Annotated in this window: 28 protein-coding genes; 17 read left to right on the top strand and 11 right to left on the bottom strand. The window is 69.3% G+C overall.

The genetic code is table 11. The features are described from left to right. Positions 1 to 4 precede the first annotated feature (4 nt). Together OG205_RS09580 and OG205_RS09575 are read left to right on the top strand one after the other, a co-directional pair. Positions 5 to 853 carry a sulfite exporter TauE/SafE family protein gene (locus OG205_RS09580; protein WP_330275888.1) on the top strand — a complete coding sequence of 283 codons (849 nt, stop codon included), beginning with the start codon at positions 5 to 7 and terminating at the stop codon, positions 851 to 853. Between the two features lie 73 nt (positions 854 to 926). Then, positions 927 to 1190, top strand: coding sequence for a metal-sensitive transcriptional regulator (locus OG205_RS09575; protein WP_319973731.1), 264 nt, complete (start codon positions 927 to 929; stop codon positions 1188 to 1190). Here the strand turns inward: OG205_RS09575 and OG205_RS09570 are convergent. After that, the gene (locus tag OG205_RS09570; RefSeq protein WP_330275887.1) at positions 1157 to 2887 is read right to left on the bottom strand and encodes an aminotransferase class V-fold PLP-dependent enzyme; all 1731 of its coding nucleotides are present in this window, start codon (positions 2885 to 2887) and stop codon (positions 1157 to 1159) included. The genes OG205_RS09575 and OG205_RS09570 overlap by 34 nt on opposite strands. 108 nt (positions 2888 to 2995) lie before the next feature. Here OG205_RS09570 and sqr point away from each other — a divergent pair, with 108 nt between their 5' ends. The 4 genes from sqr to OG205_RS09550 all read left to right on the top strand — a co-directional run bounded on the left by sqr (position 2996) and on the right by OG205_RS09550 (position 6425). Beyond that, positions 2996 to 4234 (top strand): type III sulfide quinone reductase, selenoprotein subtype, encoded by a 1239-nt coding sequence (sqr, locus tag OG205_RS09565; protein WP_330275886.1) that lies wholly within the window; start codon positions 2996 to 2998, stop codon positions 4232 to 4234. 10 nt (positions 4235 to 4244) lie between these two features. Further along, positions 4245 to 4562 (top strand): TusE/DsrC/DsvC family sulfur relay protein, encoded by a 318-nt coding sequence (locus OG205_RS09560; protein ID WP_330275885.1) that lies wholly within the window; start codon positions 4245 to 4247, stop codon positions 4560 to 4562. A 19-nt stretch (positions 4563 to 4581) separates the two neighbouring features. Beyond that, entirely contained in the window at positions 4582 to 5049 is a 468-nt protein-coding gene (locus OG205_RS09555; RefSeq protein WP_319973727.1) for a DsrE/DsrF/DrsH-like family protein, read from the top strand. A gap of 77 nt (positions 5050 to 5126) precedes the next feature. Then, on the top strand, positions 5127 to 6425 hold the full coding sequence (locus OG205_RS09550) for a wax ester/triacylglycerol synthase family O-acyltransferase (protein WP_330275884.1): 1299 nt from the start codon (positions 5127 to 5129) through the stop codon (positions 6423 to 6425). Positions 6426 to 6428: 3 nt separating this feature from the next. On the opposite strand, the gene OG205_RS09545 is transcribed toward OG205_RS09550, so the two are convergent. Genes OG205_RS09545 through OG205_RS09530 form a run of 4 tightly spaced genes read right to left on the bottom strand, consistent with a single transcriptional unit; the run spans position 6429 to position 10039 of the window. After that, entirely contained in the window at positions 6429 to 7526 is a 1098-nt protein-coding gene (locus tag OG205_RS09545; RefSeq protein WP_330275883.1) for an ABC transporter permease, read from the bottom strand. Further along, positions 7523 to 8692 carry an ABC transporter permease gene (locus OG205_RS09540; protein WP_330275882.1) on the bottom strand — a complete coding sequence of 390 codons (1170 nt, stop codon included), beginning with the start codon at positions 8690 to 8692 and terminating at the stop codon, positions 7523 to 7525. The genes OG205_RS09545 and OG205_RS09540 overlap by 4 nt, the downstream gene beginning before the upstream one ends. 2 nt (positions 8693 to 8694) lie before the next feature. Beyond that, positions 8695 to 9618 carry an ABC transporter ATP-binding protein gene (locus OG205_RS09535; protein ID WP_330275881.1) on the bottom strand — a complete coding sequence of 308 codons (924 nt, stop codon included), beginning with the start codon at positions 9616 to 9618 and terminating at the stop codon, positions 8695 to 8697. Further along, on the bottom strand, positions 9575 to 10039 hold the full coding sequence (locus OG205_RS09530) for a universal stress protein (RefSeq protein ID WP_330275880.1): 465 nt from the start codon (positions 10037 to 10039) through the stop codon (positions 9575 to 9577). Before OG205_RS09530 ends, OG205_RS09535 begins: the two co-directional genes overlap by 44 nt. Positions 10040 to 10372: 333 nt before the next feature. Between OG205_RS09530 and OG205_RS09525 the strand changes: the two genes are divergently transcribed. Next, entirely contained in the window at positions 10373 to 10966 is a 594-nt protein-coding gene (locus OG205_RS09525) for an Rv1733c family protein (protein ID WP_330275879.1), read from the top strand. A 31-nt stretch (positions 10967 to 10997) separates the two neighbouring features. Next, on the top strand, positions 10998 to 11534 hold the full coding sequence (locus tag OG205_RS09520) for a flavodoxin domain-containing protein (protein ID WP_330275878.1): 537 nt from the start codon (positions 10998 to 11000) through the stop codon (positions 11532 to 11534). Positions 11535 to 11591: 57 nt separating this feature from the next. On the opposite strand, the gene OG205_RS09515 is transcribed toward OG205_RS09520, so the two are convergent. Together OG205_RS09515 and OG205_RS09510 are read right to left on the bottom strand one after the other, a co-directional pair. Next, complete coding sequence (locus OG205_RS09515; protein WP_330275877.1) at positions 11592 to 12059, bottom strand: Crp/Fnr family transcriptional regulator; 468 nt, start codon at positions 12057 to 12059, stop codon at positions 11592 to 11594. An 18-nt stretch (positions 12060 to 12077) separates the two neighbouring features. Then, positions 12078 to 12503: a hypothetical protein gene (locus tag OG205_RS09510; protein ID WP_330275876.1), complete on the bottom strand. Its 426-nt coding sequence runs from the start codon at positions 12501 to 12503 to the stop codon at positions 12078 to 12080. Positions 12504 to 12635: 132 nt separating this feature from the next. On the opposite strand from OG205_RS09510, the gene OG205_RS09505 reads away from it, so the two are divergent. The 6 genes from OG205_RS09505 (at position 12636) to OG205_RS09480 (ending at position 19942) form a co-directional block, all read left to right on the top strand. Next, complete coding sequence (locus OG205_RS09505) at positions 12636 to 15215, top strand: cation-translocating P-type ATPase (protein WP_330275875.1); 2580 nt, start codon at positions 12636 to 12638, stop codon at positions 15213 to 15215. A 25-nt stretch (positions 15216 to 15240) separates the two neighbouring features. After that, positions 15241 to 15381 (top strand): hypothetical protein, encoded by a 141-nt coding sequence (locus OG205_RS09500; protein WP_330275874.1) that lies wholly within the window; start codon positions 15241 to 15243, stop codon positions 15379 to 15381. A gap of 98 nt (positions 15382 to 15479) precedes the next feature. Further along, positions 15480 to 15983 (top strand): universal stress protein, encoded by a 504-nt coding sequence (locus tag OG205_RS09495; RefSeq protein WP_330275873.1) that lies wholly within the window; start codon positions 15480 to 15482, stop codon positions 15981 to 15983. Beyond that, positions 15980 to 18241 carry a heavy metal translocating P-type ATPase gene (locus tag OG205_RS09490; RefSeq protein ID WP_330275872.1) on the top strand — a complete coding sequence of 754 codons (2262 nt, stop codon included), beginning with the start codon at positions 15980 to 15982 and terminating at the stop codon, positions 18239 to 18241. The genes OG205_RS09495 and OG205_RS09490 overlap by 4 nt, the downstream gene beginning before the upstream one ends. A gap of 199 nt (positions 18242 to 18440) precedes the next feature. Continuing rightward, a complete protein-coding gene (locus tag OG205_RS09485; protein WP_330275871.1) occupies positions 18441 to 19034 on the top strand; it encodes an Rv1733c family protein in 594 nt (197 codons plus the stop codon). 5 nt (positions 19035 to 19039) lie between these two features. Then, complete coding sequence (locus OG205_RS09480; RefSeq protein ID WP_319973878.1) at positions 19040 to 19942, top strand: universal stress protein; 903 nt, start codon at positions 19040 to 19042, stop codon at positions 19940 to 19942. Positions 19943 to 19993: 51 nt separating this feature from the next. Here OG205_RS09480 and OG205_RS09475 read toward each other — a convergent pair whose 3' ends face one another. From OG205_RS09475 to OG205_RS09460, 4 genes are read right to left on the bottom strand one after another with little or no spacing between them, the layout of a single operon-like run. Beyond that, entirely contained in the window at positions 19994 to 20548 is a 555-nt protein-coding gene (locus tag OG205_RS09475; RefSeq protein ID WP_319973877.1) for a DoxX family membrane protein, read from the bottom strand. A 43-nt stretch (positions 20549 to 20591) separates the two neighbouring features. Continuing rightward, a complete protein-coding gene (gene gap, locus OG205_RS09470; protein WP_330275870.1) occupies positions 20592 to 21602 on the bottom strand; it encodes a type I glyceraldehyde-3-phosphate dehydrogenase in 1011 nt (336 codons plus the stop codon). A 26-nt stretch (positions 21603 to 21628) separates the two neighbouring features. Continuing rightward, positions 21629 to 23875: a phosphoenolpyruvate synthase gene (gene ppsA, locus OG205_RS09465; RefSeq protein ID WP_330275869.1), complete on the bottom strand. Its 2247-nt coding sequence runs from the start codon at positions 23873 to 23875 to the stop codon at positions 21629 to 21631. Next, positions 23872 to 24867, bottom strand: coding sequence for an Acg family FMN-binding oxidoreductase (locus OG205_RS09460; protein WP_330275868.1), 996 nt, complete (start codon positions 24865 to 24867; stop codon positions 23872 to 23874). Before OG205_RS09460 ends, ppsA begins: the two co-directional genes overlap by 4 nt. A gap of 189 nt (positions 24868 to 25056) precedes the next feature. Here OG205_RS09460 and OG205_RS09455 point away from each other — a divergent pair, with 189 nt between their 5' ends. The 3 genes from OG205_RS09455 to OG205_RS09445 are packed head-to-tail and all read left to right on the top strand — an operon-like array spanning position 25057 to position 26580. Beyond that, positions 25057 to 25743 carry a CBS domain-containing protein gene (locus tag OG205_RS09455; protein ID WP_330275867.1) on the top strand — a complete coding sequence of 229 codons (687 nt, stop codon included), beginning with the start codon at positions 25057 to 25059 and terminating at the stop codon, positions 25741 to 25743. A gap of 10 nt (positions 25744 to 25753) precedes the next feature. Continuing rightward, positions 25754 to 26362 carry a CBS domain-containing protein gene (locus OG205_RS09450; protein WP_330275866.1) on the top strand — a complete coding sequence of 203 codons (609 nt, stop codon included), beginning with the start codon at positions 25754 to 25756 and terminating at the stop codon, positions 26360 to 26362. 2 nt (positions 26363 to 26364) lie between these two features. Then, positions 26365 to 26580 (top strand): PLDc N-terminal domain-containing protein, encoded by a 216-nt coding sequence (locus OG205_RS09445; RefSeq protein WP_319973871.1) that lies wholly within the window; start codon positions 26365 to 26367, stop codon positions 26578 to 26580. Position 26581 lies beyond the last annotated feature (1 nt).

The following is a 26581-nucleotide window of genomic DNA, read 5'->3' as shown; positions in this document are numbered from 1 at the left end:
CGGGATGATCGTGCTCACGCTGCTCGCCGCGGTGCTCGTCGGGCTCGCTCTGGCGGTGCTCGGTGGCGGAGGCTCGATCCTGACCGTGCCGATCCTGGTCTATCTCGCCGGGCAGGATCCCAAGCAGGCGATCGCCATGTCGTTGTTCGTCGTGGGCGTGACCAGCGCGGTGGGCGCTGTGTCGCACGCAAGGGCAGGGCGGGTGCGCTGGCGCACAGGACTGGTGTTCGGCGCCGCGGGTATGGCCGGGGCGTACGGCGGCGGCCGGCTCGCGCAGTTCATCCCCGGCACGTGGCTGCTGATGGGCTTCGCGGTGATGATGATCGCGACCGCCGTGGCGATGATCCGCGGACGCCGCGACAGCGCACAGGCGAAGCCCCGCGGTGAACTGCCGGTCGGGCGCGTGGTCGCCGAGGGCGTCGTGGTCGGCGCGGTCACCGGTCTGGTCGGGGCGGGCGGCGGTTTCCTCGTGGTACCCGCGCTGGCGTTGCTGGGCGGACTGCCCATGGCGGTCGCGGTCGGCACGTCGCTCGTGGTGATCGCGATGAAGTCCTTCGCGGGACTCGCGGGCTACCTGGCGACCGTCCACATCGACTGGACGCTCGCCGCGCTGGTCACCGCGGCGGCGGTGGCGGGCAGCCTGGCAGGCGGCAGACTCGCGGGCCGCATCCCGGAGACGTTGTTGCGCAAGGGTTTTGGCTGGTTCGTCCTGGTGATGGGTGGCTTCGTGCTTGCTCAGCAGCTGCCCGTCATGTACGGGGTCGTCGCGGCCTGGCTCATCGCCGTGGGTGGTGGCGCGTGGCTGGCGCAGCGCAAGCGTCGTGAGATGAGAACGGGAAGCCGCCCCAGATAGGGACGCCCCCTCGCTGCACCGTCGGAGAGGCGCGTCGCACAGGTACCCTAGGGGGTACTGAAGGAGGTATGGGGTGGAGTTGAACGAAGAAGTCCTCTCCGACGTGGTCAAGCGGCTGCGGCGCGTACAGGGGCAGGTGGGCGGGCTCGTCCAGATGATCGAGTCCGGACGCGACTGCAAGGACGTGATCACGCAGCTGGCCGCGGCGTCGCGTGCCCTGGACCGGGCCGGCTTCAAGCTGATCGCGAGCGGGCTGGAGCAGTGCATCGCCGACGGCTCCGAGCAGTCGGTGGCAGACCGCGCTCAGCTGGAGAAGTTGTTCCTCGCACTGGCCTGACCCAGCAGGCAGACCGGAGGCAGGACGAACCAGCGCAATGCCTCGAAGTCCTCCGGCAGCCCGGTGGGACCGTCGTCGAGCAGGTCCGCGCGAGCGGCCAGCAGGCACCGGGCTTCGTCCAGTTGCGTGGCCAGGACGCCGTCGTCAGCGTGATCTGACGGTCCGGCTGGGGGAGCACCCGGAGTCGCGACAGAGCGCAGACCAGGCAGTCCCAGTGGAATGGTTGCGGTGGCGCGGTGCTGCCACAGCCCGGTGTGCGGGTCGAAGGCGTAGTCGGTCAGGAGCCGATGGCCGTACCTGGCAACCAGCCGCACTGCGTCGACGAGGTAGTCGCGGACAGCATCGGTGATGAAGTAGTTGAAGTTGAGCCGCACCCAGCCCGGCTTGACCCCGTCGCAGCCGAGGGCAACCTCGTGGTCGTAGCCGTGGGAGTGCGCGGTGTCGATGGCGAGCAGCCGGTGTCCGTACGGTCCGGCGCAGGAGCAGCCGCCGCGGGTCTGGATGCCGAACAGGTCGTTGAGCAGGGCGACCACGAAGTTGTGGTGCAGGAACAGTTCGCCGGCGCGGATGCGGAGTGACACGATGGACAGCCGTGCCGCGTCGTGGTTGCCGAGGATCTCTATGCCGGGTTCGTCCTCCCATTCGGTGAGGGCGTGCCGCCACAGGCGTTCCTCGCGTGCCTGGATCAGCCGGGTGCCGACGGCGTCCTTGAGTGCGAACACCAGCCCGGCGCGGATCGATTCGACGATCGCGGGCGTGCCGCCTTCCTCACGGGCGACCGGGTCGTCGAGGTAGCGGTGACCAAGGGGGTGGACGAACGCCACCGTGCCGCCACCTGGGACTGTGGGCACCGCGTTGGTGACCAGTTCCCGGCGGACCACGAGAACACCAGGGGTCTGCGGACCGCCCACGAACTTGTGCGGTGACAGGAAGATCGCGTCCTTGTGATCGCCGCGACCCGGTGCGCTCTCCCGTACGCGGATGGGCACGTACGGGGCGGCGGCCGCGTAGTCCCAGAAGGACAGTGCACCGTGTTCGTGCAGCAGCGCGGCGATGCTGTCGGTGTTGGTGAGCACGCCGGTGACGTTGGAGGCGGCGGAGAAGCTGCCGATTCTCAGCGGGCGGCCGGCGTACCGGACCAGTTGGTGGCGTAGCTCGGCGACGTCGATGTGACCGTGGGCGTCTTCGCCGATGACCACGACGTCCGCGATGGACTCGCGCCACGGCAGCTCGTTGGAGTGGTGCTCGTACGGGCCGACGAACACCACCGGGCGCTGGTTCGCGGGGATCTGATCCAGCAACGAGTACTTCTCGTTCAGTCCAGCCGGGAGTCGCAGTTCGAGGATGGCGACCAGCTTCGCGATCGCGGCGGTCGCACCGGATCCGCAGAAGATGACCAGATCGTCATCAGTACCGCCGACGGAGTCGCGGATGAGCTGACGAGCCTGTTCGCGCAACCTCGTCGTGTACCGCCCCGTGCCGGAGCTCTCGGTGTGGGTGTTGGCGTAGTGGGGGAGCGCGTGCGCGCGGACGAAGTCCTCGACGAAGTCCAGCGCCCTGCCGGACGCGGTGTAGTCCGCGTAGATGATCCTTCGGGGGCCGTAAGGTCCGTCGAGAACCTCGTCGTCGCCGATGAGGCCCTGCCGGATGCGGTTCAGCAGCGGTGAGGCCTCCGCGTCGAGAACGTTGCCCATCATCGATCCATCGTGGATCTGCCAGCCACAGCGGGACGCGGTCCATGGGCCCGTGTGGGCGAGGACCAAGGCCACTGGGGACCGGCCGTGCCGCGTCGAAGACTGGCGGGCATGACCAAGCGGATCGTGATCCTCGGCGGTGGCACCGGCGGCACCCTTGCCGCCAACAGGCTGCGTCGCGCCCTGGGCGCCGAGTGCGAGATCACCGTGGTCGACCGCGACGACGACCACGTCTACCAGCCGGGCCTGCTGTTCGTGCCGTTCGGGCTCGCCCACGCGGACGACCTCGTCCGGTCCCGGCGCCGCCAGTTGCACGACGGCGTCGCCTACCGCGACAGCGGAGTCCTCCACGTCGACGTGGAGGCCAACCAGGTCCACCTCGATGACGGCGGCGTGCTCGCATACGACGTCCTGATCATCGCGACCGGTGCCCGACTGGTGCCGGAGGAGACTGACGGCCTGACGGGTCCGGGCTGGATGACCAAGGTGTTCAGCTTCTACGACCTGGCGGGTGCGACCGCGCTGGCACGGGCGTTGCGGGACTTCGACGGCGGCCGGCTGGTCGTCAACGTCGTCGACCTGCCGATCAAGTGCCCGGTCGCCCCGCTCGAGTTCTGTTTCCTGGCGGACTGGTACTTCCAGGAACGCGGCATCCGCGACCGGGTCCGGCTGACCTACGTCACGCCGCTGGACGCGGCGTTCACCAAGCCCGTCGCCGCCCGTGCACTCGCCGGGATGCTGCAGGAGAAGGGCATCGAGCTGGTGACCGAGTTCAACACCGGCGAGGTCGACGGTGAGGCGGGGAAGCTGATCTCGTACGACGAGCGCGTGGTCGAGTTCGACCTGGCGGTCGTCGTGCCCGTGCACGGGGGAGCCGAATGCGTCGAACGTTCTCAGGGATTGGGCGACGCGCTCGGCTTCGTTCCCGCCGACGACCACACCCTGCAGTCCAAGGTGCGGGAGAACGTCTTCGTCATCGGCGACGCCGCAGCGGTCCCCACTTCGAAGGCGGGATCGGTCACCCACTTCGAGGGCGAGGTGCTGACCCGCAACGTGGCCCGGTTCCTCGCGGGTGAGGAGCTCGACGCGAGTTTCGACGGCCATACCAACTGCTTCATCGAGAGCGGGTTCGGCAAGGCCCTGCTGATCGACTTCAACTACGGCACAGAGCCGTTGCCCGGCCACTACCCGTCGGCGGTGGGACTGCCGCTGCTCAAGGAGTCGAGGCTCAACCACCTCGGCAAGCTGATGTTCGCCTGGCTGTACTGGCACAGCCTCCTGCCCGGCAGGGACCTGCCCGGCGTGTCCGCCGCGATGCCCCTCGCGGGCAAGCGCCTCGAAGCCCGGTGAGGGAGATCGAATGTCCACGAAGGTGTACGCGGGAACCGAGGTGTCGCTCAACGACGAGGGGTTCTTCCTCGACCCCGGCCAGTGGAGCGAGGACATGGCTTCCGACATCGCCCACGAGGTGGGCGTCGGCGCCCTGACCGATCGGCACTGGCAGGTCATCAGCTTCATGCGCGCGGAGTTCGCGGAGAAGGGCACTGGTCCCACTGTGCGCGCCCTCGGCAAGACCTCGGGCGTCAGCGTGAAGGAGCTCTACCAGCTGTTCCCGAAGGGACCGGCCAAGCTCGCAGCCCGTATCGCGGGCATCCCCAAGCCCCGCGGCTGCATCTGAATCGAAAGGACCGCCTGCGATGTCGGACAAGATCGAGAAGATCTCCATCATCATCTCCAAGGGCTCCCTGGAGGGGATCTACCCCGCGCTGATCATGGCCAACGGCGCACGTGCGGAAGGCATCGACGCCAACCTGTTCTTCACCTTCTTCGGACTCGACGCCGTGCACAAGGCACGTCACGAGCACATCAAGCTCGCCACCGTCGGCAACCCCGGCCTGCACCTGGCGACCTGGGCGGGCGGCCTGCCCGGCGTGTCCTCGGTGATGACGCGCTACCTGTCGCACAAGATGGAAGAGCTGGACATCCCGCCGATCCCCGAGTTCGTCGAGATGATCGCGGACACCGGTGCGGGCCTGTACGCGTGCCAGGCGTCCGTCGACCTGTTCGGCCTGTCCAAAGAGGACTTCATCGACCAGGTCCAGGACATCATCACGGTCGGCGAGTTCTACGAACTCGCGGCGGGCGGCCAGATCATCTTCACGTGATCGCAGGGCCGAAGGACTCGTGCGGAGCGGGACGCTGGACCGTGTGCGGCAGGCACTCCTGATGCTGCACTGGATGGATGGATGACCTCAGCCCGTTGGACGCCGCGTTCCTCGAAGTCGAGGACGCGGACCCGCACGCCTCGCTCGCCATCGCCTCGGTCGCGGTCGTCGAAGGACCAGCTCCGAGCCAGGACGAGTTCCTCGCACTGATGCGGACGAAGCTGCCGGTGCTGCCTCGCGCCCGGCAGAGGGTCGTGCGCACCCCGCTGGACCTCAGCACGCCCACGTGGCAGGACGACCCGTCGTTCGACCTCGCCTATCACGTGCGGCGCACCGCGCTGCCCGCACCGGGCGGCGACGCGGAACTGTGCGCGCTCATCGCGCGGATCATGGGCCAGCGCCTGGACCGGGACCGTCCGTTGTGGGAGTACTGGGTCGTCGAAGGTCTCGAAGGTGGCCGGTGGGCGGTGCTCGCCAAGGTGCACCACTGCATGGCTGACGGCGTGAGCGGCACGATGCTCTACGACGTTCTGTACGGCGAAGGTCCCGCACCGGAACTCGGGGGCGAGGAACGTGGCGTGAGCCTGTTGTCGTTGCTGGGCAATCTGGTGCGGGCACCGCTGGCCATCGCCGGTGGACTCGTGCAGCTCGCGTGGTCGCTGCTGCCGGTGCGTGACTCGTCGCTGGTCGGGCCACTGGGCGCGCCTCGGCTCTACCGAGTGGTGCGGGCTTCGTTGCCGGAGGTGAAGGAGGTGGCCCACGCGTTCGGCGTCACGGTGAACGACGTGGTGCTGGCCGTGGTTACCTGCGCCTACCGGGCGATGATGCTGAAGCGTGGCGAAGAACCTGCGCCGAACAGCGTCCGGACGATGGTGCCGGTGTCGGTGCGAGGCGATCGACGCCTGGACAACCAGGTCAGCCTGCGGCTGGTGTTCCTGCCGGTCGAGGCGGTCAGCGCGACCGAGGCACTGCACCTGGTGCATGGCCGGTTCACCGCGCTCAAGGAAGGGCACGAGGCGGAGAGCGGGCAGGCACTGACCGAACTCGCCCGCTACGAGCCGTTCGCGCCGCTCGCCTGGAGCATCCGGCTCGGCGCCTCGCTGCCGCAGCGCAGCATCGTCACGGTGACCACGAACGTGCCCGGACCGAGGAAACCGTTGCGGGTGCTCGGCCGGCGGATCGTCGAGATCCTCCCGTACGTCCCCATCGCCGTCCGGATCAGGACGGGGATCGCCGTGCTGTCCTACACCGACCGGCTGTCGTTCGGCATCACCGCCGACCGTGACAGCACCCCCGACGTGGACGTGCTCGTGTCCGCGTTGCAGGAGGCAATGGACGCCTTGGTCGCCGCGGCGCGGGAGCCGGTCTCCGGCTGAACGTCATGCTGTCACCGCGCGCCGGAGCCGCCAGGAACCGAGCGCGAACAGCACTGCCGCGAAACCCAGCAGCACGCCCAGGTGCGGCGCCACGGTGAGTAGATCGCCGCCGCGCCGGGTGAGCGCGGTGAACCCGTCGTTGGCCCAGCCGTGCGGAGTGGCGAACGCGACCGTGCGCAACGTGGAGCTGAAGAACTCGATCGGCACCATGCACCCGCCCAATGCGGCGAGGCCCAGCCCGAGCAGGATGCCGGCTCCGGTGGTCTGCTGCTGCGTGCGGCACATAGCGCCGAGCAGGAGTCCCGCACCGCCGGACACGAGTGCGAACGCGCACAGCAGCGCCGCCGCACCGAGTGGATCGCCCCAGCGCACACCGAACAGCAGCGCCGAGCCGACGACGACTATCAGCCCCTGCAGCAGGGCGATCGCCACTCGGCCGAGCGCCTCGCCGGCGATGATCACGCGTGCGGGTGTGGGGGTGGCGAGCATCCGCCGTGTGACGCCGAAGGCGCGAGTCTCGACCAGCGCCGCCGCCGTGGTGAGCGAGTTGAGGAACGTGAACACGATCAACTGGCTAGCCGCGCCGAGATCGAAGCCCGAGAAGCCTTCGGGGAACAGGGCTTCGCCTGCCGTGGTCGTGCGCACCTCGACCGGTTCCACCGAGGTCGAGTCCACAACGGACAGGGCGGCCGCGGTGTCGAGCCCGGTGTGCGAGGCGACGAACTCGCCCGCGGCGAGGCGGTTCGCCTCCTGGGTGAGCGCCGTGGTGACGAGCATCCGCAGCTGCTGACCGGTTCGATCAGGTCGTACGAGCAGCCTGGGTGTGTCCCCTGCGACGCGGATGAGTCCGGCGCTCGCCTCACCGTGTTCCACCGCGGCGCGCAGAGCTGACTCGTCGGAGAAGTCCCGGACCCGCAGCGCGGACTCCGCGCGCAACACACCGGCGTCACCCACCACGCCGAGCACCGGCGTGCCCGCACTGCCGAACGCCGCACCGATGATGAACACCAGCATCAAGGGCAGCGCCACGAGGAAGAACAGGCCGGTGCGATCGCGGAGAGCGCGACGAACGTTGATCCAGCCGATCGAGAGAACCTTCACGCCTGCACCACCTTTCGGAACAGCAGCAGCGCCGCCGTGCAGGTCACCGCGGCGAACGCGGCCATGGCGGCGACCGAGGGCAACACAGCGGCAACGTCACCACCCGCCAGATCGGCGAGCCCGCGCAGGAACCACCGGTGCGGCGCGGCCAGGCTGAGCACCTCCAGCACCCCGCCCGCCTGTGCCACCGGGAAGAACGCGCCGCCGAGTGAGCCGAGCACGATCGCGATGACCGCCTGCCAGCCGCCCGCCTGGTCCGGGGTCTTCGCGAGAGCGGCGACCACCGCCATCGCACCTGTGGCGGCGAGCACCCCGGAGAGCACGAGCATCGCGACCCCCAGGGGATTTCCCCATCGCGCGCCCATCAGCAGCGAACTGGCCACGACCAGCACGGTCATGCTCAGCACGCCGATGATGACGCTGGTCAGCAGCTTGCCCGCGAGGATCGACGACCGGCGCACCGGCGCGGCGAGCAGTCGCGCCATCGTGCCGGTGCGGCGCTCCTCCAGCAGGCCGGTCACGCCCAGCTGTACGGCGAAGAACAGGAAGAACACGGCCATTCCCGCGGCGTACTGGGTTTTCGCGTCGAGCTGTCTGCTGGTGGTGGTGTCCTCGGCCACCGTCACCCTGGGAAGTGCGGCGGCGGCCTCGGCGGCGAGTTCGGCGGGCGAGGTGGTCAGTCCGGAGTGGATGGTCGCGGCGACCGCCTGGCGCACCGCGGTGAGCCGGTCGGTGTAGGACTGGGCGAGCGACCGGGCCACCTGTGTGCCGGTCGGGGCGTCTACGTCGCCGACGACCTCGATCCGCGCGGCGCGGCCGGCGAGCACGTCCTCCGTCAACCCCGCCGGCAACAGGAACGCCGCCGTCGCCTCGCCCTTGTCCACCAGCGTGCGTGCCTCCTGCTCGGTGGCCGCGGGCCGGATCTCGATGGCACCGGAACTCGCGGCACCGCGCAGGACCTCGTCGGTGAAGGTCCTGGCGATGGCGCCGCGGTCGGAGTCCACGACGGCGTAGCGGAAGAGCTGGCTGTCGCCGCCGACGTTGCCGAGGATGAGCGTGAAGATGCCGGCGAGCCCCAGCGGCAGCACGAGCGCGAGCACGTAGGCGGTCCGGTCGCGGGCGCGTTCGCGCAGGTCGCGCGCGGCGATCAACAAGGCGTGGCGCATGGTCACTCCCGCAGTGCTTTGCCGGTGAGGTGCAGGAAGACGGTCTCCAGGTTGGGTTCGGCGACCTCGACCGACCGCACCACCACACCGTCGGCGGAGATCGCCGACAGCACCAGCGGCAGGGTTTCCCGCGCGTCGTCCACGACCAGTTCGAGCCCCTGTCCGTGCGCGGCCATGCCGTGCACGTTCCGGATCGAGCCGAGCACCGAGGCCGCGTGCGTGACGTCGCCGTCCAGCAACAACGAGATCCGGTCCCGTTCGCCGAGCCGTTCGACGAGCTCGCGGCGCGTGCCCTCGGCGATCAGGCGGCCGGAGTCGATGACTCCGACGCGGTCGCAGAGCCGCTCGGCCTCTTCCATGTAGTGCGTGGTGTAGAGGATCGCCATGCCTTCGGCGGCAAGCGCCCGGACGTTGTCCATGATCTGGTTGCGGCTCTGCGGGTCGACGCCCGCCGTGGGCTCGTCGAGCACCAGCAACTTCGGTTCGTGCAGCAGCCCGATCGCCACGTTGAGCCGTCGCTTCATCCCGCCCGAGTACTCCCGCGCCAGGTCTCCGGCGCGGTCCGCCAGGCCGACCACGTCGAGCACGTGGTCGACACGACTCCTCGGAGCTCCGTACAAGCTCGCGAAGAACCTCAGGTTCTCTCGCCCGGTGAGGTCCGGGTAGAGCGCGAGCTCCTGCGGCACGTACCCGACCAGGCGTTTGGCGGCGATGGCGTTCGTGGACATCGGTTCGCCTGCCACGAGCACCTCGCCCGCGTCGGGTGCGAGCACGCCGGTGATCATCGAGATCGTGGTGGTCTTGCCCGCGCCGTTCGGGCCGAGCAGACCGTACGTCTCACCTTCGGAGATGGTGAACGAGACGTCGTCCACCGCCAGCACATCACCGAACCGGCGTCTCAGGCCGGAGCATGAGAGGACCGTCATGGCGCGCTCCTTCCGCTGGAACGACCACGACGGGGCAGCGGGCGTGCCGCAGGCAGTAGCTCGTGACCGAGCTCATCACCAGCACGCCCGACCTGTGGTCGCCGTGCCCGCCGACCACCAGGAAGTCAGCGCCGGCGGCCCGTTCGACGAGCACCGGTCCGGGTGTGCCGAGCGGGATGTCCTGGTCGATGCGCACGCCGTTGCCGGCCGCGCCGAGGGCGTCCACAGCGGCACGGAGATTGCGCAGATGCCCTTCGGCGAACGGATCGGCTTCGTTGTCGGCCGAGGGCTTGAAGTGGCAGACCGACAGCGCGAGCACGGACGCGTTCGTGCGCTTGGCCTCCGCGACGGCCCAGGCGAGCGCGGCCTTCGCGGCGGGCGAACCGTCGACACCGACGACGATGCGGGACTCGGAGTTCATGAGGGGCTCCTCGCGTGGATTCGCCACTCAGCGTGCTCGCAGGCGCGGCCTTTGGCGCAGGGGCTTTCGTCCCGCCTGATCAGTGCACAACTTCTCGCGCCATCCAGGGAATCGCATGCGTCGAAGCCAGGGACGCCGACGCGCAGGTGTTCGACTGTGACATCTGCGTCCGGCGCGCCGACGCCGGTCTCAGCCTTCCCACCGAACCGTCGGCACGCCAGAGACTTCTGCCTCCTAAGCGGTGTCCGGTGACCAATGGTCGTGCCGGTGACGGGACCAAGGGCACTGGGGAGGGGCAACTCGCGCGCGCAGCCTTGACCACGGAGGTGGACCATGGACGCGACAATGCTGGCCCGAGCCGCCCGCCAGGCCTTTCCCGGCCGCAATCAGCTCGCCACCGCGGGCGACCGTCTCGAGGGCGCCGTACTCGTCGCGGCTGTGTGCGTCGCGCTGCTGGCAGTACCCGTCGCGGGTGCCGTCGGCTCGGAGGTCTATGCCTCCCAAATGGTCCAGTCGGTGAGCGAGCAGCGCACGCGGCAGCAGGTAGACGCAGTGCTGATCGAAGACGCGCCACCGGTGAACGGGTTCGTGGACCCGGACGGTCCCGTGGAGTCCGGACCCGTGCGGGCGACGTGGCGCGGGCCGGACGGAAAAGAGCGGCAGGGCACCGTCCAGGCCGCTCATGGCCGCAAGAGCGGTGGGGTCGTGCCGATCTGGGTGGACGGCGATGGAGCTCTGACGCGGTCACCGCTGACCACCGAAGGCGCGGCGATCGAGGCGATGGCGCTGGCAGTTCTGCTGTGGGCAGGGACGTCAGCCGCGATGGCGCTGTCTTACCTGATGGTGCGCTTCGTGCGCCAGCGGATGCGCATTCGCCGATGGGCGGCGGAGTGGGAACGGATCGCTGCTGACTGGACCGCACGCTGACAAGGCCGTTCGAGGACAGGGAGCAACTGTCATGAAGGTGCTGGTCGGATATGCGACGGCCGCGGGATCAACTGAAGGAATCGCGCGCTGGATCGCGGACAGGCTGAGTGGCCGGAGCTACGACGTCGTGACCCACGTGATGGAGGAAGGAATGAGCACGACTGGCTACGACGCTTACGTGCTCGGCAGCGCGGTGCACGACCAGGCGTGGCTACCGGCCGGCACGACATTCCTGCGGCACCAGCGGAAGTTGTTGAAGGGCAAGCCTGTGTGGTTGTTCAGTGTCGGCTTGCCCGGTGCGCTGCGAGGACCGCTGCGGCGCTGGGCCGGCATGGAGGCTGCGACGATCCTGGGGGAACTGGTGGACGACGTCACGCCTGTCGAGCACCAGCTGTTCACCGGTGTCGTGAGCAAAGGAGCGTTCGGCAGGTTCGGGGCGCTGGCGTTTCGCGCGGTGGGCGGCCGCTTCGGCGACTTTCGCGACCAGGCCGCGGTAGAGACGTGGGCCGATGGCATCGCGGACTCGCTCGACACCGTCAAGGCCTCCACCATCCACCGTCCATATTGAACACAGTGGTGCTGCTCGCCATGACGGCGAGCAGCACTACACGTTCTCGTCTGGTCCTCACAACGGGTTCCTGGACAGGTCGAGCATCCGGATCCTGGTGGCCTGCAAGCGGTTCAGCAGAGCGTCGATCAGGATCAGGGCCAGCTGGTAGCCGAACGACGGGTCTTCGTCCGCGAGGTCGCGCAGCGCCGCGGTGTCCACCACCACCGCCCGTGTGGGCGACACGACCGTCGCGCCGAAGTGCCACCGGTACGGCGGCACCAGCCACGACCATCCGACGAGCTCACCCGGCCCGATGCTCTGCACTCCGACCCGATCGCGCCCCGACCCCGGCGCGACGGCGTCCACCACGATGCATCCGGACACCACCACCCAGCACCGGTCGGCCAGTCCGCCCTCGTCGAACAGCCGGGTCTCCGGCGGGTAGGTCACGACCCGGCTCACGCCCGCGATCGCCGCGCGTTGGGTGTGCGACAGCGCCGCGAACAGCGGAACTGAATCGAGCTCGGTCATCGGCTTTGTCATCACCGCTCACCTCTGCTTCTACGTCGTCGAATACGGCTCGTGGTGCTCGATGGACTGCGACACCTCGGGTGGGTGGGTGTGGCCGCGACGCTGTTCGGTCAGTTCCTCGGCGAACTGTTCCTGTCGCTCCTCCCCGCGATAACGGGCGAGGAGGCTCATCGTGATCGCGTGTGCCACCGCCAGCAGGAGCAGCACGAGGCCGAGCTTGGTCACGAGCTTCTGCAACTCGCCGTCGACCGGCAGGTCGACCGTGGAGACCAGGGCGACGAGGCCGAGCACGATCAGGATGAACAACGTGGTGGTCAGCCAGCTCGCGGCCACGCTCATGCCGCGGTTCGCCGTGTTGCCGAGGTACTTGCGGCCGCTGATGGTGATGATCGCGGAGTCGACGACGACCAGCAGCGTGCTGATGAGGAGGAAGGCGATGTAGCTGTCGTTGTCCATACCGTCCAGCGTCGAGGCGGCACGACTGCGGGAACAGGGTCGTGTGCCCGGTCGGGGACGGTGCGCAACGGTCCCGGCCCGGCGGGACGTCGTGCCCTGTCTGCTGCTCGTCAACCGCGCTGGGATGCACTTATGACTGTTGCGACAACGGGACTTTCCTCGGCCGAAGCGGCGAGGCGACTGCATGACGACGGGCCGAACGAGTTGCCGCGGGCACGTCGGCGGCACCCGCTGTTGTTGCTGGTCGAGCAGCTGGTGCACTTCTTCGCGCTGATGTTGTGGGCAGCCGCGGTGCTGGCGTTCGTCGCGGGCATGCCGGCATTGGCTGTGGCGATCGCGGTGGTGGTCGTGCTCAACGGCGCCTTCGCGTTCGCGCAGGAATACCGGGCCGACCGCGCTGCCCAGCGCCTGCGCGACCTGATGCCGCTGCGCGCAACCGTGCGGCGGGACGGCCACCTTCGCCAGATCGACGCCTCCGAGCTGGTCGCCGGTGACGAGCTGCTGCTGGAACCCGGCGCACGGGTCTGTGCCGACGGCGAGGTGCTGACCGCGGCGGGGCTGGCCATCGACGAGTCGATGCTGACCGGTGAGAGCGTGCCGACGAGGCCTGTTGCCGGACAACAGGTCTACGCGGGCACCTACGTCACGGAGGGCGAGGCGGCGGTGCTGGTGACCGCGACCGGCGGGCACACGAAGCTCGCGGGCATCGCGGCGCTGACCCAGGAGGCCAAGCCGCCGCGCAGCCCCCTCGCGACCCAGCTGCACAAGGTCGTGGTGGTCGTCGCGGTACTCGCTGTCGTGATGGGCGCGGTCTTCTTCGGCGTCGCTGTCCTGCTCGGGCTCCCGCTCGCGGAAGGGTTCCTGTTTGCGATCGGCGTCACGGTGGCGCTCGTGCCGGAAGGGCTGCTGCCGACCGTCACGTTGTCGCTGGCCCGTGCGGCGCAGAACATGGCGGCTCGCAACGCGCTGGTGCGCAAGCTCGACGCGGTGGAGACGCTGGGAGCGACGACGTTCATCTGCACCGACAAGACCGGCACGTTGACCCGCAACGAGATGTCGGTCGTGCACGTGTGGACGCCCTGCGGCGAGGTGACCGTGCACGGCACCGGCTACGAGCCGACCGCCACCGTGAACGGAGTTCCGCAGGCGATCGAGCAGGTGCGTGATCTGGCCTCCAGCGCGAAACGCTGTTCGCCGGTCGCCCACGTGCTCCACCAGGACGACAGGTGGCTCCCGGTCGGCGACCCGATGGAGGTCGCCCTGCACGTGCTCGCCGCACGTGTGGGCGTGGACAACGCGGCGACGGATTCCGCGCGGTTCCCGTTCGACCCCAGGCGCCGCCGATCGTCCGTGGTGGACCCCGACGGCGTGCATGTGACCGGTGCGCCGGAAACGGTGTTGCCGTTGTGCGTGTCGGCGCAGGGTGCTGAGGACGCCATCGCGGCACTGGCTCAGCGCGGGTTGCGCGTGCTCGCGGTGGCGCGCAGGCCGGCGCGGCCAGGTGACGAGGAGTCCTGGCAGCACGCCGAACAGGGCCTCGAGCTCCTTGGCTTGGTCGGCCTGCAGGACCCGCCGCGCGATGACGTGGAGGAGGCGATCGCGTCGTGCCGGTCCGCAGGCATCCGCATCGCCATGATCACCGGTGACCACCCGGCCACCGCCCGAGCCATCGCCGAACAGGTGGGCCTGCTCGGTCCCGACCGGCTGGTGGTGGAAGGCTCGGCGCTGCCGGCCGACCCGGACGAGCTGGGCGCGTTGCTGGACCACGACGGCGTCGTGGTCGCCCGCGTCACGCCGGCTGACAAGCTGCGCATCGCGATGGCGCTGCAGCGCAGAGGACACGTGGTCGCGATGACCGGCGACGGCGTGAACGACGGTCCTGCGCTGCGCGCCGCCGACGTCGGAATCGCCATGGGTTCGTCGGGCACCGATGTGGCCCGTGAGGCGGCCGATCTAGTGCTGCTGGACGACCACTTCGGCACGATCGTCGCCGCGGTCGAGCAGGGCCGCGCCACGTTCGCGAACATCCGCCGCTTCCTCACCTACCACCTGACCGACAACGTCGCCGAGCTCACTCCCTTCGTGGTGTGGGCGTTGTCCGGCGGTTCGATCCCGCTGGCGATCACCGTGCTCCAGGTGCTGGCGCTGGACATCGGCACCGACCTGCTGCCCGCGCTCGCACTGGGCGCCGAGCCGCCGAACAAGAACACCATGCACGGCAAGCTGCGCACCGGCTCACTCGTCGACGGATCCCTGCTGCGCCGGGCTTTCGGCGTGCTCGGTCCCGCCGAGGCCCTGATGTCGATGCTCGCCTTCCTGGTCGTGCTGGTCGCCGGCGGCTGGCGGCTCGGAGAGGCACCAGCCGCCGCACTGCTCGCGACCGCTTCGGGCACCGCGTTCGCCGCCATCGTGCTCGGCCAGCTGGCGAACGCCTACGCGTGCCGCAGCGTGAGCCGACCCGTGTGGCGAACAGGCTTGCGCGGCAACAGGTTGCTGCTGTGGGCGGTCGCGTTCGAGCTCGCCGTGCTCGTGGTGTTCCTGTTCGTGCCACCGCTGCCGGAACTGCTCGGCGGGCACGGCCCGTCGGCGCTCGGCTGGGCACTCGCCGCCGCGACGGTGCCGGTCGTGGTGCTGGCCGATGCCGCCGTGAAGGCGATCCTCGCACGGCGGGTGAGCTCCGTGCAGCGGGCTCAGCGGCCCCTTACACAGTGAGGACGGATGCCACAGAGTGGCTGACATGACGAGTACGCCGATCTTCGATGCGCTCGCCGCCGAACTGCGGGCCGCGGGGACGAGCTCCGACGAGTCCTGCGCACCGCAGGACCAGGCGGCCGATCCCTCTGGCCAGGAAGCAGGGCTCAGCGGACGTCTGGAGTGAGTCACGCGGTGCGAGGCGGCGGGCGGGGACGAAAGTCCTGATCTGAGCGGGACTGCGGGCACTCACCGGTCGCGGAGCAGACCGCGAGGCTGAAGTACATGAGCGAGAGCGAGTCCCGGCCCGTCGTGGTCGGCGTGGACGGATCAGCCGCCGCGCAGGCGGCACTGCGATGGGCCGTGGAGGACGCGCGGCGGCGTGGATGCCGGGTGGACGCGATCTCGGCCTGGCACTCGGACCGAGGCATGGTGATCGGGCCGATGCCCGCGGAGGTGGGCATGCGGTTGTCGCCGGAGAACCTGCGCGCCGAGCAGCAAAGCATGCTCGACCAGGCGGTCGAGGAGTTCGACGGCGTGGAGATCCGCCGGATCCTCTTCGAGGGTGACCCTAGGACGGCGCTCGCCGAGGCGTCCACGTCCGCCGAACTGCTCGTCGTGGGCAACCGCGGACACGGGCCGATCATCGAGGCGATCCTCGGTTCGGTCAGTTCGCACTGCGTGCATCACGCCTCGTGCCCGGTCGTCGTGATCAGGGAGGCAAAGGCAGCACACGACGATCCCTTGCCCGAGCCGGCCGTACCGCTGACGCCCGGGCCACTGTTGTGAAACCGCGTTTCGACCATCTGTTCCTGATCGCGGTGGTGCTCGTCGCTGGCGCTGGCGGTGTCGTGTGGCTCCGGGATCCGCACACCGCGCGGATTCTGTGGGCCGTTGCCACGGCGACAGCTGTGGTTCCCGCTGTGCGGTGGGTGGTGGACGACCTACGGGCCAGAAGGTTCGGCGCCGACGTGCTCGCGGTGCTCGCCCTGGTCGGAACGCTCGCGGTGGGGGAGTACCTCGCGGGCGCGGTCGTCGCGGTGATGGTGGGCACCGGCCACGCCCTGGACGCCTACGCCCGTCGCCGGGCGCGGCGTGACCTGAGCGCGTTGCTCGACCGCGCGCCCAGGGAGACGCATCTGCGGGAGCACGACGGGCTGCGCCGGGTCGAAGTGGACGCGGTCGAACCCGGCGACCAGGTGGTGGTGCGGCCCGGTGAGGTGGTGCCGGTGGACGGGGTTCTGCTCGGGGACGCGACCTTCGACGAGTCCGCTCTCACCGGCGAACCGGAACCAGTGACGCGGCTGCGCGGCGAACGGGTGCGTAGCGGTGTCGTGGCGACAGGGGCTGTCGTCGACGTGAGAGCTACTGCGACAGCGCAGGAGAGCACCTACGCCGGGCTGGTGCGACTGGCCCAGGAAGCATCGGCCACGGGTGCGCCGATCGTCCGGGTCGCCGATCGGATCGCGGCGGTGTTCCTGCCTGTGGCCGTCGCGATGGCAGGCGCCGCCGCCGTGGTGACCGGCGAACTGACGAGAGCGGTCGCCGTGCTCGTGACCGCGACCCCCTGCCCACTACTTCTGGCGGTGCCCGTCGCGATCACCGCCGGGATGTCGCGTGCGGCCAGAGCCGGTGTTGTGCTGCGCGACGGCCAAGCGCTGGAGACGCTGGGCGGCGCGCAGATCGCGGTGCTCGACAAGACCGGCACCGTCACCGTTGGGCGACCAGCTGTGGTCGACGTGATTCCCGCACGTGGGTGGACGGCTCCAGGCGTGCTGGCCGTCGCTGCCTCGGTGGAACAACTTTCCACACACGCCCTGGCGTCGGCGGTGGTGGGGGCCGCACGGGCAGCGGGACTGCACTTGGAGCCGGCGCGCGAGGTGCATGAACAGCCTGGCCACGGAGCCTGGGGTCACGTCGAAGGTGTTCGGGTCTTCGTGGGCAGTCGCGATGAGGAGCTGACCGAGAACTGGGAACGGGCTGCCGCCGGGAAGGCACGGCTGGACGCGGCGACGACGGTGTGGGTGAAAGCCGACGAGAAGTTCGTCGGTGCGCTGCTGCTGCGCGACCCGGTGCGCCGGGAGGCGGCCAGAACCATGCGGCGGCTGCGCGCGGCGGGGCTCCGCCGGCTGGTCATGCTGACCGGGGACCGGCAGCAGGCCGCCGAGGAGGTCGCGGGACTGCTGGGACTGGACGAGGTGGTGGCGCAGTGCGCGCCTGAGGACAAGGTCGCGCGGGTCCGCGCCGAACAGACCGGCGGCATCACGGTGATGGTCGGAGACGGCATCAACGACGCACCGGCACTCGCCGCCGCCGACGTGGGTGTCGCCCTGGGGAACCGCGGTAGCGCGGCGGCGGCACAAGCGGCGGACGCGATCATTCTGGACGATCGGATCGACCGGCTCGCGGACGGCGTGGAGATCGCGGCACGGGCCAGGCGGATCGCCGTGCAGAGTGCGGCATCGGGCATGGGCCTCGCGCTGGTGGCGATGGGCTTCGCCGCATTCGGCTTGCTGCCTGCGGTAGGAGGCGCGGTGGTCCAGGAGGCCATCGACGTCGCGGTGATCCTCTACGCGTTGCGCGCGCTTCTTCCGTTGCGGCACGGAAGTATGCGGGCAGACACGACCAGGTTGCTGGAGCGGTTCGACGCTGAGCACGCCGAACTGAGTGACGCGCGAGAGGCGGTGCGTGTGGCCGCGGACGCACTGCGCTCCGGCATGACGACCGAGGCGGCGCACACGGTGCGGCGCGCTCACCAGCTTGTCACCGAGCGGTTGCTGCCGCACGAGCGCGCCGAGGAGACCGAGCTTTATCCGGCGTTGTCAGCGGAGTTCGGCGACCAGAACGCCACGGTGACGATGAGCCGCGGCCACGCCGAGATCGAACGGCTGGTGCGCCGACTGGGCAGGCATCTCGCCGAGCCCTCCGGCATGACCGGTGACCAGGTCGACGACCTGCGCGCCACCCTCTACGGACTGGACGCGGTGCTGCGCCTGCATTTCGCGCAGGAGGAAGAAGGCTACTTCGTGCTCGCCCAGCCACGCTGAGAAAGAACCGACATGGACGTGAAGTGGCGTGGTCACCGCGTCCGCCTGGTGTGGCTGTGTCCAGGCTGCTTTCGCGCAATCGTCGCGAACACGGCAGGGGGACTCCACTTCCGTTGAGTCCGCGGGCCCGTCGGCGACCGGACGAAGGACCCTGGGGTCCACCGCGCGGACCCGGAAATCTTGGGGGCGGAGGTGGACCATGACCGTCAAGCCGGTGTCCAGACTTGTTCATCACGTCTTTCCAGGTCGCAACCCACTCGCCACGGCGGGCGACCGCATCGAGGGGGCGGTGCTCGCGCTGGCGATCGCGGTGACGTTGCTCGCCATCCCGATCGCCGGTGCGGCGGCCTCTGAGAGCTATGCGACGCGCCGGGCGCAGATCCCGGTTCACCAGGCCGCCAGGCACGAGGTCGACGCTGTTCTGGTCGAAGACGCGCCGCCGACGATCGGATCCACCGAACGTGGCGGAGTGGTGGAGTCGACTCCCGTGCTCGCGCGGTGGCGGCTACCCGACGGCTCAGCCCGGCAAGGCGTGGTGCAGGCGCACTACGACGCGGAGGCCGGCGCCGTCGTACCGATCTGGATCGACCAGGACGGCGCCATGACCGAAGCCCCGACCACGGAGGAAGGCGCCGCTTTCAACGCGATTCTCCTCGCCCTCCTGTTGTGGAGCGCGGTCGCCGGCACGGCGGCTCTGCTGTACCTGGCGGCGAGGTTCACGCATCAGAGGATCCGCATGGGCCGCTGGGCGGACGAATGGGCGCGAATCGCTCCCGAGTGGACTGGGAGGTGAGCCGGATGACCGTCCCGATCGGACATTCGAACGTGGTGGTGGCCGGCGTGGACGGCTCCGAGTCCGCGCAGCGGGCGGTCCGCTGGGCCGCCCGCGAAGCTGCCAGGAGAGAGGCACAGCTGCGTTTGGTGCATGCGGAACTGCCGCTGCCCGCCGACGCACTGGACATGACGGGCATGGCGCGCAGCGCGTTGCACGACGAGGCGATGGGGTGGGTGCGCGAGGCCTTCGCGGCTGCGAAGGAGATCGCGCCCGGCATCGACATCCAGGTGCGCGTCGAGGTGAACACTCCGGCCTGGTTGCTCGAGCAGGAGTCACGGACCGCCGCACTCGTCGTGGTCGGATCACGCGGTCTCGGGGGTTTTACGGGACTGCTGCTCGGCTCGATCGCTCTCGCGTTGTCGTGCCACGCCATGTGCCCGGTGTTCGTGGTCAGGGGAGGAGAGTCGGATTCTGACGGTCCGGTGGTCGTGGGAGTGAACGGTGCCCCGGAGAACTGGCTGGTCCTGGACCGCGCGTTCGAGGAGGCCGAGGCCCGCGGCACCGCATTGGTGGCCGTGCACGCCTGGCACCCGCCGTTGGGGACCGAGGAGATCGCGGCCGCCGTCGGCATCGCGTGGCCGGAGCTCGACGCCGCTCGTGAGGCACGCGTGGAGCAGCGGCTGGCCTCCTGTGCGGGACGGCATCCCGGTGTGCGGGTCGAGCGGCACGTGGTGCACGGTTCCGCCGCCCACCGGCTCCTGGAGTTCGCCGCAGGCGCCTCTCTGCTCGTGGTGGGCTCGCGCGGCACGGGAGGGCTTCGGGGGATGGTGCTCGGCTCGACGAGCCAGGCGGTCATTCGGCACGCTCCGTGCCCCGTCCTGCTCGTGAGGCCTGGTCTGGCCGAGCAGATGGAAGAAACAGGATGAGCCGGAACGAAATGGGGCGCCGCGATCGCGGCGCCCCATTTCCCTGTCGTTTCAACGCAGCCAGGAGTTGTGCTGCACGAGTGGCAGACCCGACCACCAGCGGGCCAGACCCCAGGCGGTGCCGGAGGCCGTGGCCGCCAGTGCGATCAGCACCAACGCGTACACGACGTGGTAGTCGATGAGCGGGTTGGTCGACATCGTCGCCTCGCCTGCCGCGTTGTGCTGTGCGGGCGGCCATTCCGCGGCCCACATCAGCAGCATCATGACCGTGCCTGCGGCGGCGGCGATGCGCAGGCCGATGCCGAGCACCAGCGCGACGCCGATCGCCAGTAGTCCCAGCATGAAGAGCGTGTCGGCCCACCAGGTGCCGGCCATGGCGTGGAACGCCGACTGGAACGGGCCCACGTCGACCCGGCCCAGGAAGCCCTTGGTGGGCGAGCCTCCGCTGAACCACGCGTTCTTGCTCTGCGTGGCGTAACCGAGCCCGAAGGCCTTGTCGAAGAACGCCCACAGGAACAGCAGGCCCGTCGCGATGCGGAGCACCGCGAGTGAGATGGCACCCGCGTCCGCACGGGTGCGGGCAGGGGTGTGCACAGCAGCAGACATCGTTGCCTCCCAATAGTTTCTGATGAAGCGAAGCGGGTGAGGATCAGGGCAGCGCCCGCGCGATGCGGTCGGTGAGATCGAGCGTGCGGTTGGCGTAACCCCATTCGTTGTCGTACCAACCCATCACCTTCACGACGTGGCCCTGCGCTTTGGTGAGCGAGGCGTCGAAGACGCACGACGCCGGATCGCCGATGATGTCCCGCGACACGACAGGGTCCGTGGTATAGCGCAGGATTCCTTTCAGCTGCCGCTCGGCTGCCTCCGCGAACGCGCGGTTGACCTGGTCGGCCGTCGCCGGCTCGGCGAGCCGGACGGTGAGGTCGGTGAGGGAACCGTCCTCGACGGGCACGCGCACGGCGAGGCCGTCGAGCTTGCCGTCCAGCGAGGGAATCACCTGCCCGATGGCCTTGGCGGCTCCGGTGGACGTCGGGATGATGTTCACCGCCGCGGAGCGCGCTCGCCGCAGGTCCTTGTGCGGGCGGTCGAGCAGTGCCTGATCGCCGGTGTAGCTGTGGATCGTCGTCATCAGGCCCTCGACGATCCCGAACGCCTCGTTCAACACCGCGGCCATCGGTGCCGCGCAGTTGGTCGTGCACGATGCGTTCGAGATGACGTGATGCTTGCCCGGGTCGTACGTGTCGTCGTTGACACCCATGACGATGGTGGCGTCGACGTCCTTGCCCGGAGCGGTGATGAGCACCTTCCTGGCGCCGCGTTCGAGATGGATTCCCGCCGCCTCACGGGTGCGGAACCGGCCGGTCGCCTCGATGACGATGTCCACGCCCAGCAATCCCCAGTTGAGATCGCTGGGATCGGCGTGGCTCGACACGAGGATGCTGCGGTCGTCCACGGTGATCGTCTCGTGCTCCGTCGTGATGCTCCTGCGCCACGGCCCGTAGGTGGAGTCGAAGGCGAGCAGGTGCGCCAAGGTTTCCGCGTCGGTGACGTCGTTGACGGCCACGATCTCGAACGCGGCGTCCTGGCGGTCGAAGGCGGCACGCAGTACGTCGCGGCCGATGCGGCCGAAGCCGTTGATTCCTACCCGTACAGCCATGGTGGTTCTCCCTGATGAGTGCGGTGTCAGTGGGCGTGGCGCAGCAGCAGGCGTCGTTCGGCGGAGCCGATGGCGGCGCGGGCGGCAGGAACGGCGTCCGGGTTGACCGAGATGGAGGTGATGCCGAACTCGACGAGCTTCTCGGCGAACTCCGGTTTGTTGGACGGTGCCTGTCCGCACAGCGACGAGGTGATGCCAGCGTCGCGGGCGGCGCCGACGATGCGGCCGATCATGTCGAGCACGGCGGGGTCGGACTCGTCGAACAGGTCCGCGCACAGTTCGGAGTCGCGGTCGACGCCGAGCATCAGCTGCGTGAGGTCATTACTGCCGATGGAGACCCCGTCGATGCCGGACCGCGCGTACTCGGGGATCCAGTACGCCACCGAGGGAACCTCGGCCATGACCCACCGGTGCAGGCCGCGGTGGCGACCGAGTGGGCTGCGGTCAATCTGTTCCAGGCAGGCTTCGAGTTCCCACTTGGTGCGCACGAAGGGAATCATGAGATGCAGGTTTGGCGTCTGCTCTCGGACGCGTGCCAGAGCCTCGAGTTCGAGACCGAACAGCATCGGGTCGTCGACGTACCGGTAACAGCCGCGGTAACCGATCATCGGGTTGTGCTCGTGCTTCTCGAACTCGTCGCCACCCTTGAGTTCGCGGAACTCGTTGGTGCGGAAGTCCATCGTCCGGTAAACGACCGGACGCGGCGCGAACGCGTGAGTGATCTGCAGCAACGCGGACGCCATGGCGTTGAGGAAGTCTTCGGTGCCGTGCTGCGCGAGGAACCTGCGCGGGTGTTCCGCGCCGAGTGCTTCGGTGAGCATGAACTCCGCCCGCAACAGGCCCACACCGTCCACCGGCATGGCGGCCACTTCGGCGGCGTGCTCGGGGAGTGCCAGGTTGACGTACACGCGGGTGCCGAGTGCCTCGGTCGACGGTGCGGAAGGCGCGACGATGCGCTGCGCGGTGGTGATCGCCGCGGCACCAGCGCGCACCTCTCCAGCACTACCGTCGACAGTGACCTGCTGGCCTTCCTTCAACACCGTGGTGGCCGAACCGGTTCCCACGACGCACGGCACGCGCAGTTCGCGGGCCACGATGGCGGCGTGGCAGGTGATGCCGCCGCCGTCGGTGACGACCGCGGACGCCCGGCGCATCGTCGGCACCCAGTCGGGATTGGTCATCTCCGCGACCAGCACCTCGCCGTCACGCAACCGGCCACCCTCATCCGGGGAACGCAGCACGCGCACCCGGCCGGAGGAAATGCCCGGCGACGCACCCAATCCGGACACCAGGGGGCCGCTCGACGGTGTTTCCTGCGCGGGCAGAGTGGTGATGGGGCGGGACTGCACCAACCAGGTCTTGCCGTCGGCGATCGCCCACTCGGTGTCCTGCGGCTCGCCGTAGTGCCGTTGCACCCGCACGCCTAACTGCCCGATCGCGATTGCTTCGGACTCCGTCAACACCTGCGCGTGCGACTGCTCGGTGGTGAGGTCGATCCGCTCGTCGGCTCCGTCCGCGCCACGCACGATCTTGTGCGTCTTGCGGCCGACACGAGTGTCCACAAGGGAGACCGCGTCACCGTTGCGACGCAACACGTACGTGTCCGGCTCGACCGATCCGCTCACCACCACCTCGCCCAGCCCGAACGACGCTTCGACGACGAGCTTGTCCCGGTCACCGGTGGACGGATCGGCGGTGAACATGACACCGGAGCGTTCGGAGTTCACCATCCTCTGCACCACCACGGCGATCGCGGGTTCGCCGGTGATGCCCTGCTCGGCGCGGTAGGCGATCGACCGCGTGCCGAACAACGACACCCAGCAGTCCAGCAGCCGGTCCAGCACGCCGTGCGCGCCTCGGGTATTGGTGAACGTGCTGTTCATCCCCGCGAACGACGAACCGGCGGTGTCCTCGGAGGTGGCGGAGGACCGGACCGCCACGGACTCGTCCTGGCCGAGGCCGCGGTACGCCTGCAGCACCGCGTGCCGCACATCGTCGGAAACACCCGCCTTGCGCACCAGCTCCCGCATCCGCTCGGCCGACTCCTCCAGCGCCTGCGGTGTCGCAGAGCGGTCGAGCGCGATCGCGAGCTCTGTGGCGAGGTCGCTGCGAACCTGGCTCATCGAGGTGAGGAACGCCTCTGCGGTCACCACGAAGCCGTGGGGCACAGGCAGTCCCGCGCGGGTCAGTTCGCCGAGGTTGGCCCCTTTGCCGCCGGCGACGTCGGTGTCGTTCTTGCCGAGTGTGCTGAAGTCGCGGATGTACGTGGTCACGGCTGCTCCTGGTGGCTGAGAACATCGATGACGGGACGGCGGGGCGTTGCGGGCAGCGGGTCGGCGTTGAACGCCGCCCAGCCGACGCGGATGACGAGTTGCGGGCAGGTCGAGCCGCCGAGCACCTGGTCGCGGACCAGTTCCCTGGTCTCCACGACCTCCAGCGGCTGGCTGATCGGACAGGTCGCGAGGCCCGCCGCGGTGGCTTCCAGCAGCACCGCGCTCGTCGCCTCCCCGGCGCGCAGGCGCGACAGCTCGTCGTCCGACGAGGTGTTCAGCACCAGCAGCGACCCGGCGTCCTCACTGAGGAGCTTCTGACCGGACTGCAGGAGCTCGCCTGGCGCGAACTCACGCATGCGGAGGTCTCCGTACTGCCGCGACCCGGCCGGGATGTTCGCTGCGGGCACACCCGCGGAAGCACCGGGATAGACGCCACTCCACTCGCGGATCTCGGCCCGGTACTGCGGATCGGCCTCCTGTGCGGCGGCGGCCTTGCCGATCGCCATCAGCAGCTCGTCGCGTGCCCGGCCCGTGACGACCCGAGCGTCCACTCCCTCGTCACGCGCGCACGCCACGAGCTGATCAAGAATGCCGTCAGGCACTGACCACGACGAGAACGCCCGACGATCCGTGCGCCTGCGCGGAATCGCCGCCGCGTGAGCCACCTGCGACTCCGTGGGCTCGCGCGCTTCGAACTCGATCGCGGCGAGGTGGTCGGGCAGCCCGGGATTCGGTAGGCGGTGCACGACGGCGCGCCAGCCGAGTGCCGCGAGTCCCACGCGCAGGTGGTGCAGGGCCGCTCCGCAGCTGACCGTCAGGTCCGCGCCCAGCGGGTCCACCGCCGGCAGGTTGCGCGCTCGATCGGCGTACAGGTGCAAGCTGTGCTCACCGAGTTCCCAGCGCCACGGCTGGGAGTTGTGCACTGACGGCGCGCGACACGCGAGTGCCACCGCTGCCCTCAGCGTGTTCTCGTCCGGCCGACCGCGGTCCATCCGGCTCACCTCCAGGTAGAAGTCCCCAGGTCGAACCTCGCAGCCACGGCGACCGGACGTGAGGGGCCTAGGTCCCCGGCGTGCCGGGACAGCTGTCCTCGCCCGGTGGCGCCTTAGGGAGGTGTCCGGCGGAACGGCTCGCTAGAACGCTGGAGGGGACGAACCACGGATCACCGGAGGGTGTGTGTCATGCGTGAACCGACAGTTGCCTCGCTGATGACGCGTGAGGTGATCAGCGCCGACGTCGACAGCCCGTTCAAGGACCTCGTACGTCTGCTGGAGGACAACGGGATCAGTGCGGTACCTGTGCTCGACGGCGGCTATCCGGTCGGCGTCGTGTCGGAAGCCGACCTGTTGCCCAAGGAGGAATTCCGGGGCGGCACCGAGGAGGCTCCAGGCGTCTTCGCACGAAGCGCCGTGAAACACAGGTGGGAACAGGCGAGCGGACTGACCGCTCGCGACATCATGACCACGCCGGTGAAGAGCGTGGCTCCGGACCTCGCGGCCAGTGCGGCGGCACGGGAACTTGCCGCGGCCGGTGTGCGCAGGCTTTTCGTGATGGACGACGACGGCGCGCTCGTCGGCGTGCTGTCCCGGCGGGACCTGCTGAAGCTCTTCCTGCGCGAGGACGACGAACTGAAGACGGTCATCCGCGACGAGATCTTCGGCCGGATGCTGTGGGTGGACCCGTTCAGCGTCGAGGTCGAGGTGTCCGAAGGCGTGGTGACCATGCGGGGACAGCTCGAGCGCCAGAGCGAGGTCGAGATCGCCGGGCACCTTGTGCGCGCACTGCCGGGCGTGGTCGATGTACTCAACGAGTTGCGGCCGGAGTGGAACGACACCACGCACACCCGTCAGACCACGATCCTCGGCTGAAGGAGCACCCATGAGGACCCGAGATGTGATGACGACGGACGTCGTGGTGGTCAGCCCGAAGACGGCAGCGCGCGATGCGGCGAGGTTGCTCGCGGAACACGGCTTCACCGCGTTGCCGGTGGTCGACGACTCGGGTGAGCTCGTCGGCATCGTCAGCGAGACCGAACTGCTGAAGGACAGGCTGCCGCAGGACCCGCGGTCGCTGGTGCACGGGGAACCTGTGGAAGCCAGGAAGGCTCCCGCCGACCTGGTCAGCCAGGTGATGCGGGCACCCGCCACGGTCACCCCGAACACCGACCTCGCCGAAGTCGCCGATCTGATGCTCGAACGCGGCGTGCGCAGCGTGCCGGTCGTGTACGAAGGCCACCTCGCGGGCATCGTGACCCGCCGGGACCTGTTGCGGTCCATCAGCCGCGCGGACTGGATCATCGAAGCGGAGATCCGCCACCGGCTCGCGATCGTGGGTGACGCGCACCGGTGGACGGTCGAGGTCAGCGGCGGCAGAGCGTCCATTGTGGACGAGATGGACAACGACACCGACCGGCACGTGGCGGAGGTGCTCGCCCGCGCTGTCGCCGGCGTGACCGACGTGCGCGTCGCCGCGCCAGAACGGATCTGAACATGGCGAAGAAGAAGTGGAGCGACCTGACCGCGGCACAGCACAAAGGCCTGATAGCGGCAGGTGTCGTGCAGTTGCTGCTCGCCGGTGCGGCATGGACCGATCTGGCGATGCGGCCGGACGAGTTCGTCCGGGGCCGCAAACTCTGGTGGGCGCTCGCGATCCTGGTGAGCTTCGCCGGCCCGCTGACCTACTTCCGCTGGGGCAGGAAGATCTGAC

This window comes from Lentzea sp. NBC_00516, from assembly GCF_036346835.1.
GTDB classification, from domain to species: Bacteria; Actinomycetota; Actinomycetes; order Mycobacteriales; family Pseudonocardiaceae; genus Lentzea; species Lentzea sokolovensis.
The sequence above is the reverse complement of the archived record's forward strand: the minus strand, read 5'-3'. Positions and strand labels throughout refer to the sequence as shown.